At 73.8% G+C, this 10,344-nt stretch carries 9 protein-coding genes; 6 read left to right on the top strand and 3 right to left on the bottom strand.

Annotated elements, in window-relative coordinates; genetic code table 11:
- Positions 1-1,018: glycosyltransferase (locus ACJA3G_RS20170; RefSeq protein WP_406554417.1), on the bottom strand; the 1,018-nt coding region annotated here is incomplete at its 3' end.
- Positions 1,019-1,076: 58 nt separating this feature from the next.
- On the opposite strand from ACJA3G_RS20170, the gene ACJA3G_RS20165 reads away from it, so the two are divergent.
- Both ACJA3G_RS20165 and ACJA3G_RS20160 read left to right on the top strand, forming a co-directional pair.
- Positions 1,077-1,862 carry a glutamate racemase gene (locus ACJA3G_RS20165; protein ID WP_406554416.1) on the top strand — a complete coding sequence of 262 codons (786 nt, stop codon included), beginning with the start codon at positions 1,077-1,079 and terminating at the stop codon, positions 1,860-1,862.
- A gap of 66 nt (positions 1,863-1,928) precedes the next feature.
- A complete protein-coding gene (locus tag ACJA3G_RS20160) occupies positions 1,929-2,513 on the top strand; it encodes a hypothetical protein (RefSeq protein WP_406554415.1) in 585 nt (194 codons plus the stop codon).
- A 174-nt stretch (positions 2,514-2,687) separates the two neighbouring features.
- Here ACJA3G_RS20160 and ACJA3G_RS20155 read toward each other — a convergent pair whose 3' ends face one another.
- On the bottom strand, positions 2,688-3,749 hold the full coding sequence (locus ACJA3G_RS20155) for an O-antigen ligase family protein (protein WP_406554414.1): 1,062 nt from the start codon (positions 3,747-3,749) through the stop codon (positions 2,688-2,690).
- 224 nt (positions 3,750-3,973) lie between these two features.
- Here ACJA3G_RS20155 and lnt point away from each other — a divergent pair, with 224 nt between their 5' ends.
- The 4 genes from lnt (at position 3,974) to ACJA3G_RS20135 (ending at position 9,004) form a co-directional block, all read left to right on the top strand.
- Positions 3,974-5,608 (top strand): apolipoprotein N-acyltransferase, encoded by a 1,635-nt coding sequence (gene lnt, locus ACJA3G_RS20150; RefSeq protein ID WP_406554413.1) that lies wholly within the window; start codon positions 3,974-3,976, stop codon positions 5,606-5,608.
- Positions 5,609-5,618: 10 nt separating this feature from the next.
- Entirely contained in the window at positions 5,619-6,098 is a 480-nt protein-coding gene (locus ACJA3G_RS20145) for an NUDIX hydrolase (RefSeq protein WP_406554412.1), read from the top strand.
- Positions 6,099-6,153: 55 nt separating this feature from the next.
- A complete protein-coding gene (locus ACJA3G_RS20140) occupies positions 6,154-6,957 on the top strand; it encodes a 3-hydroxybutyrate dehydrogenase (RefSeq protein ID WP_406554411.1) in 804 nt (267 codons plus the stop codon).
- 130 nt (positions 6,958-7,087) lie between these two features.
- A complete protein-coding gene (locus tag ACJA3G_RS20135) occupies positions 7,088-9,004 on the top strand; it encodes a helix-turn-helix domain-containing protein (protein ID WP_406554410.1) in 1,917 nt (638 codons plus the stop codon).
- On the opposite strand, the gene ACJA3G_RS20130 is transcribed toward ACJA3G_RS20135, so the two are convergent.
- Positions 8,994-10,344: MFS transporter (locus ACJA3G_RS20130; protein ID WP_406554409.1), on the bottom strand; the 1,351-nt coding region annotated here is incomplete at its 5' end. The genes ACJA3G_RS20135 and ACJA3G_RS20130 overlap by 11 nt on opposite strands.

The raw sequence follows: 10,344 nt of genomic DNA, 5'->3' as shown, positions 1-10,344 counted from the left end.
CTGCGGCACAGTCCGCTCCTGCTGCTCGGCACGGTCGCGGGGCTCGCGCTCGTCTACCTGGCGCCGCCGCGTCGCCCAGGATCACCCCGGCGACCAGCGCGACCGGCGGCGCCAGGTAGACGAGCGCGAGCCCCGCGACCGTGCCGAGCAGCAGGAGCGGACTGTGCCGCAGCTGGGCGTAGGCGCTGCGCGCGATCATCCGCCACAGGTCGGCGAGGCGCGGATAGGGGCGCACGCTGTCGACGCGTTCCGCCAGCCCCAGCCAGATCCGTCCGCCCGAGCGGCTCACCGCGCGCGCCACCGAGACGTCGTCGATGACTGCCTGGCGTACCGACTCCGGAATGCGGGCCCGCTCCGCGGCCTCCGTGCGCAGCAGGACGCAGCCCCCGGCCGCCGCCGCCGTGCGCGCGCCGGGGCTGTTGATCCAGCGGAAGGGGTAGAGCTGCGCGAAGAAGTAGACGAAGGCCGGCACCACCAGCCGCTCCCAGCCGCTCGCCACTCGCAGCCGCGCCATCTGCGACACCAGGTCGAGCCCGCCCGAGCGGGCCGCGGCCACCAACTCCCGCAGGCTGTCCGGCTCATGGGCGATGTCGGCGTCGGTGAGCAGCAGGTACTCGGGCTCGCGCGCGCGGGCCAGCGCGATGCCCTGCCGCAGCGCCCACAGCTTCCCCGTCCAGCCGGGCGCCGGCTCGCCCGGCTCGACCACGGTCAGCGGCAGCGCGCACTCCTCGCGCGCGGCCAGCGCCCGCGCCAGCTCACCGGTGCCGTCCGAACTCCCGTCGTCGACGAGGAAGATCTCCGCCTCGCCCGGATAGTCCTGGGCGAGGAGCGTGGGCAGACTGTGCGGCAGCACCTGGGCCTCGTCCCTGGCCGGGACGACGACGGCGACATACGGCCAGTCCGATGGGGCGGACCGGGCGGGCAGCCGCTGGTCGGTGCGCCAGAAGAAGCCCTGGCCGAGCAGCAGCCAGAGCCAGCAGACGAGGGACACCGCGGCGATCCATGCGAGGGCGCTCATCCGCCGCAGTCTGCACCACCTGAGCCGGTGCGCAAGGGCGGTCGACTATGGTGACCGGGTGAAGATCGCGCTCATGGACTCCGGAATCGGCCTGCTGGCGGCAGCCGCCGCCGTGCGCCGGCTGCGGCCGGACGCCGACCTCGTCCTCTCCTCCGCCCCCGACAGCATGCCGTGGGGCCCGCGTACGCCCGAGGACGTCACGGCCCGCGCGCTCGCCGTGGCGCGCGCCGCGGCGGAGTTGCGGCCGGATGTCCTGATCGTGGCCTGCAACACCGCCTCGGTGCACGCCCTTCCGGCGCTGCGCGCCGAGCTCGAACCGGGTATCCCGGTGATCGGGACCGTACCGGCGATCAAGCCGGCCGCGGCCAACGGCGGCCCCGTCGCCATCTGGGCCACCCCGGCCACCACCGGCAGCCCCTACCAGCGCGGGCTGATCCGTGAGTTCGCCGCCGGTGTCGAGGTGACCGAGGTGCCGTGCCCCGGCCTCGCGGACGCGATCGAGCACGGCGACGAGCCCGCGATCGAGCTGGCCATCGCCGCGGCGGCCGAGCGGACCCCCGAGGACGTAAGGGACGTCGTCCTGGGCTGCACCCATTACGAGCTGGTCGCCGAGCGGGTCCGCGAGGCCGTCCGCGGGCCGGGTCGGGCCGCACCCGGCCTGTACGCCAGTGCTTCGGCGGTCGCCGCCCAGGCGCTGCGCAGGGCCGGAGTGGAGGCCGCCCCGGACGCGGCCCCGACCGGGGAGCTGACCGTGCTGCTCAACGGCCGCACGGGCACCCTCTCGGACACCGCGCTCGGTTATCCGGAAGGCCTGCTCCTGCAGAAGGTCACCGTCTCCGGCTGACCGTGACACCGGTCACTGAGAGTGGCGTCACTGCCGGTTCAGTGGATTCTGAGTACTCTGCTAGGCATGAGGGACCCTTCCCCCGAGCCTCCGGCGCACGACCACGATCCCTGTGCGCCGACGCTCACTCCGCAGCCGGTGATCTGGGCCGGTCGTGCGACCAATCGTGTCCAGTGGCTGCTCGCCGCGGCGGGCGCGGCCTGTGTGGCGCTCGGTGTGGAGCTGGCCGTCGACTCCACCTGGACGTCCGGTGTCGCCCCGCTGCTCATGTCCGTGATCGGCTGTGTCGCCGCCGGGCTCCTGGTCATCTACGGAACACTCGCCTTCGTCCATGTGGCGGTCAAGGTGGAGGACGACTGCCTGGAAGTGCGCTGCGGCCACATCGGTCTGCCGCGCCGCCGCATCTCGCTCGCCGAGGTGGTGGACGCGGACTTCGCGCCCCGTGTCACCCCGCGCCAGTGGGGCGGCTGGGGCTACCGCTGGCGTCCGGAGAAGGGCACCGCCGTGGTCGTACGCCGGGGCGAGGGCCTGGTGCTGCGGCTCGGGGACGGTCGCGTCTTCACCGTGACGGTGGACGACGCCGAGGCCGCGGTCCGCATCATCCGCGCCCGTCTGCGCCTCCTCGGCACCACCGAGCGCGCCGGCGCCTGATCTGTCCCCGGGGGCGCACTCCCCCTTCTGTATGTATGCCGCCCTGTCATCCGTCGCTCTCCATCCGTACGGACCACGTACGGGCCACGTACGGACCACCCACGCACCGCGCACGCGAAAGCGGCACCTACGCGCGCGTACGCGACCACACCCGACCAGCCCGCGCGTACGCCCTCACCCGCCCGCGTGCGCGACCTCGTCCTCCCGGTCCGCCTCCTGCTGACCCTCACCCTGTGGACGCGCGGTGGCCAGGCCCGCCAGCAGGCCCGCGCCCATGGTCACCGGGGAGAAGCTCAGCGCGTTGCCGACGCAGGCGAAGGCGGCCAGCGCGGTGAGCGCCGCGCCCGCCGTGAGTACGACCGGGGTGGCGCGGGGCGAGCGCCACAGCGCGTACAGGATCCAGCCGTAGGTGGCCGCGAGCAGCCCGGTGCCCACCACGCCCTGCTCGGACGCCTGCTGGAGCAGTGCGGAGTGCGGCTTGCCGGCGGCGACCGGCGACTGCCGCGCCACCGGGCTCAGCCCGCCGAACCGGTCGGGGCCCGTGCCCCGCAGGGGATGCTCCTCGGCCAGGTCCACCGCGTCCCGCCACAGGAGCACGCGCTCCGGCGTCAGCTGTCCCTCCAGGGAGACGGTGAGCCCGGCGGGCAGCACGTCCTCCGCCACCGCGACCGAACCCACCGCCACCAGTGCGGCGACGGCCGCGAGACCGGCGAGACCCACCGTCCGGTGCCGCATCCGGGCCGCCGCCAGCGAGCACAGCAGGATGCCGAGCGCCGCCGCGCACCCCGCCGCCGAGCCGAGCGCGAGGGCCGTGCCCGCGCACCCCGCGGCGAGCAGCCGCAGCGCGAGGCGGGCCGCAGCCGTACGGGCCGCCCAGGCGCCGCAGCATGCCGCACCGGCGGCCAGGGCGGGAAGCGCGGCGGAGACGCCGATGTGGCCGGGGAGGGGATCCACCGTGGCGCCGGGAGCGCCGTCCCGGGAGGCATAGGCGAGGAACAGGCCCGTGGTCGCGGCGCAGGTCGCCGTCGCCACGGGTGCCAGGCTGCCGCTGATCCTGCCCAGCGCGTACCCGGCGGCCACCGCGAGCACCGCCAGCAGGACGCCTTCGGGCCGGGCCTCCCGCCCGGCCGCCGTGACCAGCGACCAGCCCGCGCAGGCGCCGAGTGCCAGGACGCCGGCGAGATCCGGCCCGGTCCGGCGTCCGGGTGCGGCGGACCGGCCTGTCGCTGCGCTCATCCCCGCCCCCCGGCCGTCTACGGACTGCGCACACCGTAGTGGTGTCGGGCACGATCTGGGTACAGATCGTGCGGAAACGTTCCGGTGCGGTGTGCGGACCGCAGCCCCTACGCGCGCGTACGTACGGTCTCGCGCGCGTCCCCGACCGTGCTCGTGCGCATATGGACGGTTACTGTACGAACCGGTCTGACGCCGACACAGCTCCCGGCCGTAGACTCCGCCGGGTGAGCACGACCACCACCCCCACAGCCGAGCCAGAGCAGCTCGAACCGCAGCCCGCCCCCGCCTCGCGCGGCCGTCGGCTGCTGCACCGGCTCGTCCGGCCCGCCACGGCCGCGCTGTCCGGTGTGCTCCTGTACCTGAGCTTCCCGCCCCGGCCCCTGTGGTGGCTGGCGGTGCCCGCCTTCGCCCTCCTCGCCGGATGCCTGCGCGGGCGTACCTGGAAGGCCGGGTTCGGTCTCGGCTACCTCTTCGGTCTCGGCTTCCTGCTGCCCCTGCTCGTCTGGACGGGCGTGGAGGTCGGCCCGGGCCCCTGGCTGGCCCTCGCGGCCATCGAGGCGCTCGGGGTCGCCGCCGCCGGTGCCGGGATGGCGGTGGTGTCACGGCTGCCCGGAGCGCCGGTGTGGGCCGCGGCCATGTGGATCGCCTCCGAGGCGGCACGCGCGCGTGTGCCGTTCGGCGGCTTCCCCTGGGGCAAACTGGCCTTCGGCCAGGCGGACGGGGTGTTCCTGCCGCTCGCCGCCCTGGGCGGCACGCCCGTCCTCGGCTTCGCCGTCGTCCTGTGCGGCTTCGGGCTGTACGAGTGCGTGCGCCAGGCTTCGCGCCTGCGCGCCACCGGAGCCGTGCGCGGGGGAGCCGCGGCCGTCGCCCTGGCCACCCTGCTCGCCCCCGTCGCCGCCGCGCTCGCCGCGACCGGGCTGGTCAGCGACGCGGCCGAGAAGGGCACCGCCACGGTCGCCGTGATCCAGGGCAATGTGCCGCGCCTGGGCCTGGACTTCAACGAGCAGCGCCGCGCGGTGCTCGACTACCACATCCGTGAGACCCTGCGCCTCGCCGACCGGGTCAGGGCGGGCAAGGCCGCCAAGCCCGACTTCGTGCTCTGGCCGGAGAACTCCTCGGACGTCGACCCGTACACCGACGCCCAGGCGTACAACGACATCGACCGGGCCGCCAAGGCGATCGGCGCGCCCATCTCGGTGGGCGCGGTCGTCGAGCGCCCCGACGGACAGCTCTTCAACGAGCAGGTGCTGTGGGACCCCAGGACGGGCCCCGGAGCCACCTACGACAAGCGGCAGATCCAGCCCTTCGGCGAGTACATCCCGCTGCGCGGCCTCATCAAGCAGTTCAGTCCCGGCTATGTCTCCATGGTGCGCCAGGACTTCAGCCGCGGTACCAAGGCCGGTGTCTTCGACATGGCGGGCACCCGGGTCGGCATCGCCACCTGCTACGAGGCGGCCTTCGACTGGGCCGTGCGCGACACCGTCACCCATGGCGCGCAGATCATTTCCGTACCGAGCAACAACGCGACCTTCGACCGCAGCGAGATGACGTACCAGCAGCTCGCCATGTCGCGGGTGCGCGCGGTCGAGCACAGCCGGACCGTCACCGTCCCGGTGACCAGCGGGGTCAGCGCGGTGATCATGCCGGACGGGGAAGTCGTCCAGAAGACCGGGATGTTCACCCCGGACTCGCTGGTGGCCAAGGTGCCGCTGCGCTCCTCCCGGACCCCGGCGACCCGTCTGGGCACCGCGCCCGAGTGGGCCCTGGTGGCGCTCGCCGCGGCAGGTCTCGGCTGGGCGGTGAGCCGTACGGTCCGCGCGCGCCGCGCCCCGGGGACCGATGTCGGCGGGGGTCGTTAGGGTCGTAGGCATGGCGACACCAGACTTCATCCGCGAGATCCGGGCCTCGGCCGGCCATCAACTGCTGTTCCTGCCCGGGGTCAGCGTGGTCGTCTTCGACGACGAGGGCCGGGTGCTGCTCGGCCGGCGCGTCGACACCGGTGAGTGGTCCATCATCGGCGGCATACCGGAACCGGGCGAGCAGCCCGCCGAGACGGCCGTGCGCGAGGTCTACGAAGAGGCCGCCGTGCGGTGCGTGGTGGAGAAGGTCGTCCTGGTGGACGCGCTGCCCCCGGTCACCTACCCCAACAGCGACCGTTGCCAGTTCATGGACATCTGCTTCCGGTGCCGGGCCGTCGGCGGCGAGGCGCGGGTCAACGACGACGAGTCCCTGGAGGTCGGCTGGTTCCCGGTCGACGCGCTGCCGGAGCTGGACGAGTTCGCGCTGTTCCGGATCAAGCAGGCCATGACCGATGACCCCACATGGTTCGCGCCTACGACCGAGCGCTGAAGTATGGGCTCGGACCACATGGGTGGGGGCAGCCGCCCTGCCTAGGGTCGACAGCATGACCACGCCCACCACACCTGGTCCCGTCCCCGCGTCCATCGACCTCGACCTGGGCGGCCGTACCGCCCTGGTCACCGGGGCCGCCGGCGGCATCGGCCGGGCCTGCGCGCTGCGCCTGGTGACCGCCGGCGCCAAGGTGCGGGCCGTCGACCGGGACGCCGAGGGCCTCGAAGCCCTGGCCGCACGGGGCGCGGGCCTCGCCGGCTCGATCGAGCCGCTGGTCCTGGACCTCACCGACCTCGAAGCCGCCGAGCAGGCCGCCACCGGCACCGACATCCTGGTGAACAACGCGGGGCTGCAACTGGTGCGCCCCATCGAGCAGTTCCCGCCCGAGGTGTTCCACACCGTGCTCACGGTGATGCTGGAAGCGCCGTTCCGGCTGATCAGAGGCTCCCTGCCGCATATGTACGGGCAGGGCTGGGGGCGGATCGTCAACATCTCCTCGGTGCACGGGCTGCGGGCCTCCGCGTACAAGTCGGCCTATGTCGCGGCCAAGCACGGCCTCGAAGGGCTCTCCAAGACCGCCGCCCTGGAGGGCGCCCCGCACGGCGTCACCTCCAACTGCGTCAGTCCCGGCTATGTCCGCACCCCGCTCGTCGAGCGGCAGATCGCCGACCAGGCGGCTGCCCACGGCATCCCGCGGGAACGCGTCCTGGCCGAGGTGCTGCTCAAGGACTCGGCGCTCAAACGGCTGGTCGAGCCGTCCGAGGTCGCCGAGGCCGTCGCCTACCTCTGCACCCCGCAGGCCTCCTTCATCACCGGCACCTCGCTCGCCCTGGACGGCGGCTGGACCGCGCACTGACGCCCGCCCGGCGCACTCCGGCACGGTCCGCCGCCGCGCCACCACCGCACCTCCGCCTCTTGACCGGCGCCTGCCAAGAGTTGTCCACAGGGCTGGCGCGGCCGTCCGTACGGCAGGTATCCCTGTGAACATGTCCCACGATCACCCGCAGTCCACCGAGTACGCGGAGGCTCCCTACCTGGAGCTCCTGGCGCGCGGCGCGGCGGCCGAGGCGTACGACCGGCCCGCGCTGCTGGCCCGCGCCGACGGGGCCGGACCCCAGGCGCTGGCCGTGCTGGAGTCCGCCCGGCAGCTCGCCCTGCGGGTCCGCGCCGACCTGGAGGGCCGAAGGCGCCGCGAGGCCGAGCTGTCCGCCCTCTTCGAGACCGCGCACGACCTGGCGGGCCTGCGCGATCTGGACGCGGTGCTGCGCGCGATCGTGCAGCGCGCGCGATCCCTGCTGGGCACCGAGGTCGCCTACCTCAGCCTCAACGACCCGGTGGCGGGCGACACGTATATGCGGGTCACCGAGGGATCGGTGGCCGCCCGCTTCCAGCAGCTGCGGCTCGGCATGGGCGAGGGCCTCGGCGGCCTCGTCGCCCAGACTGCCCGCCCGTATGTGACGTCGAGCTACTTCGACGACGAGCGCTTCCGCCACACCCGGACCATCGACACCGGGGTGCGCGACGAGGGCCTGGTCGCGATCCTCGGCGTGCCGCTGACGCTCGGCAGCAGCGTCATCGGTGTGCTGTTCGCCGCCGACCGGCACAGCCGTGTCTTCGCGCGCGAGGAGATCGCCCTGCTCGGCTCCTTCGCGGCGCACGCCGCCGTCGCCATCGACACCGCCAACCTGCTCGCCGAGACCCGTTCGGCGCTGGCCGAGCTGGAGCGCGCCAACGAGATCATCCGCGACCACAGCGCGGTCCTGGAGCGCGCCTCCGAGGTCCACGACCGGCTCACCGAACTGGTGCTGCGCGGCGGCGGGGTGCACGACGTGGCGAGGGCGGTCTCCGAAGTCCTCGACGGCACGGTCGAGTTCGCCGAGCCCGACTCGGCCGCCTTCGCCGCCCTCGACCTGACCGGTACGGACGGCCACGCGGTCCGGAACGGAAGGGACTGGGTGGCCACGGTCGCGGCGGGCGACGAGGTGCTGGGCGCGCTGGTGCTGCGCGGCCACCCGGCGCTCGACCCGGTGGACCGGCGCACCCTGGAGCGGGCCGCCATGGTCACCTCACTGCTGCTGCTCGCCCGGCGCTCGGCCGGCGAGGCCGAACAGCGCGTGCGCGGCGAGCTCCTGGACGACCTGCTCGACGCGCCCGGCCGCGACCCCCGGCTGCTGCGCGACCGTGCCGCCCGGCTGCGGGCCGACCTGGACGCGCCGCATGTGGTCCTCGCCGCCCGGATCGAGAGCCCCGAGGACGGCACGGCCGAGCGGCGCACCGCCGACCGGCAGCGGATGGGGTCGGCCGCCGCGCATCTGGCGGCGACCCGGCACGGCCTGGCCGCGACCCGCGACGGCGGCACGGTGCTGCTGCTCCCGCTGGGCCCCGCCGACACCCCGGCCGAGGCCGCCCGGCAGGTGGCCAGACAGCTCGGCGGCGCTCTGCACGAGCGGGTCACCGTGGGCGCCTCGGCCCCCGTCGAGGCCCCGGCGGCCCGCCCCGGCGCGACAGCCGAGGCGTACGCGGAGGCGCGCCGCTGTCTGGAGGCGCTGCGCCTGCTCGGCCGCCCGGGCGAGGGAGCGGCTGCCCAGGACCTCGGCTTCCTCGGCCTGCTCCTCGCGGACACCCGGGACATCGAGGGCTTCGTCGACCGGACACTCGGCGCGGTCGTGGCGTACGACGCGAAGCGCGGCACCGACCTGGTGCGCACCCTCGACGCGTACTTCGCGAGCGGGATGAGCCCGGCGCGTACCAAGGACGACCTGCACGTCCATGTGAACACCGTGGCCCAGCGGCTGGAGCGGATAGGCAGGCTGCTCGGGCCGGACTGGCAGTGTCCGGCCCGAGCGCTGGAGATCCAGCTGGCGCTGCGGCTCCATCTGATGTCGTCGGCCGTCAGACGCTGACGGAGTCCTCCGAGCGGCTCTCGGCGTCGTCCTCCGCCAGGTCGCGGTGGCGCGTCTCCTGGGCACAGATCAGCGCGATCACCGTAAGGAGGGCCGCCGCGACGACGTAGAGGGCGATGGGGGTGGAGCTGTCGTAGTCCTTCAGCAAAGCGGTGGCGATCAGCGGGGCGGGCGCGCCGGCCGCCACCGAGGCGAACTGGGCACCGATGGAGGCGCCCGAGTAGCGCATCCGGGTCGCGAACATCTCGGTGAAGAAGGCGGCCTGGGGCGCGTACATGGCGCCGTGGAAGAAGAGCCCGACGGTGACCGCGAGGACGAGGTTGCCGAAGTCGCCCGTGTCGATCAGCGAGAAGAAGGGGAACATCCAGGCACCCACACCCACCGCGCCGATCAGGTAGACGGGCCGGCGCCCGACCCGGTCGGAGAGCGCGCCCCAGGCGGGGATCACCGCGAAGTGGACGGCGGAGGCGATCAGTACGGCGTTGAGCGCGGTCTGCTTGGCCATCCCGGCCGAGGTCGTCGCGTACACGAGGATGAACGCGGTGATCACGTAATAGCTGATGTTCTCCGCCATCCGCGCGCCCATCGCGACCAGCACATCGCGCCAGTGGTCGCGCAGCACGGCGACGAGCGGCAGCTTCTCCGCCACCTGGTCCGGCTCGGCGGCCCGCCGTGCCTCGGCGCGCTCCAACGCGGCCTTGAACAGGGGGGATTCGTCGACCGAGAGCCGTATCCACAGACCGACGAGCACCAGCACGCCGGACAGCAGGAACGGCACCCGCCAGCCCCAGGAGAGGAAGGCGTCGTCGGAGAGCAGGGCGGTGAGGGCCGAGAGCACCCCGGTGGCGAGCAACTGCCCGGCGGGCGCCCCGGTCTGCGGCCAGGACGCCCAGAACCCGCGCCGCCGCGCGTCCCCGTGCTCCGACACCAGCAGGACGGCCCCGCCCCACTCCCCGCCGAGCGCGAACCCCTGCACCAGCCGCAGCGCGGTCAGCAGCACGGGAGCGGCGGAGCCGACGGTGGCGTGTGTCGGCAGCAGCCCGATGGAGAAGGTCGCGCCGCCCATCATGAGCAGACTCAGCACGAGCAGCTTCTTGCGCCCGACCCGGTCGCCGAAGTGCCCGAAGACCAGGGCGCCCAGCGGCCGGGCGGCGAAGCCGACGGCATACGTCAGGAACGAGAGCAGTGTGCCGACGAGCGGGTCGGAACCGGGAAAGAAGAGCTTGTTGAAGACGAGCGCGGCGGCCGACCCGTACAGGAAGAAGTCGTACCACTCGATGGTCGTGCCGATGAGGCTGGCGGCGACGATGCGGGGGAGGTTGGAGCGGGCCGGGGGAGAG

The organism is Streptomyces sp. YS-3 (genome assembly GCF_045257485.1).
GTDB lineage: Bacteria > Actinomycetota > Actinomycetes > Streptomycetales > Streptomycetaceae > Streptomyces.
The sequence above is the reverse complement of the archived record's forward strand: the minus strand, read 5'-3'. Positions and strand labels throughout refer to the sequence as shown.

What these genes read in the sequence shown, in the direction of transcription:
- ACJA3G_RS20160 (WP_406554415.1), top strand. Translation starts at nt 1,929, where the DNA reads ATGAGGGACCCTTCCCCCGAGCCTCCGGCGCACGACCACGATCCCTGT.
- ACJA3G_RS20155 (WP_406554414.1), bottom strand. Translation starts at nt 3,749, where the DNA reads ATGAGCGCAGCGACAGGCCGGTCCGCCGCACCCGGACGCCGGACCGGG.
- ACJA3G_RS20145 (WP_406554412.1), top strand. Translation starts at nt 5,619, where the DNA reads ATGGCGACACCAGACTTCATCCGCGAGATCCGGGCCTCGGCCGGCCAT.
- ACJA3G_RS20140 (WP_406554411.1), top strand. Translation starts at nt 6,154, where the DNA reads ATGACCACGCCCACCACACCTGGTCCCGTCCCCGCGTCCATCGACCTC.
- ACJA3G_RS20135 (WP_406554410.1), top strand. Translation starts at nt 7,088, where the DNA reads ATGTCCCACGATCACCCGCAGTCCACCGAGTACGCGGAGGCTCCCTAC.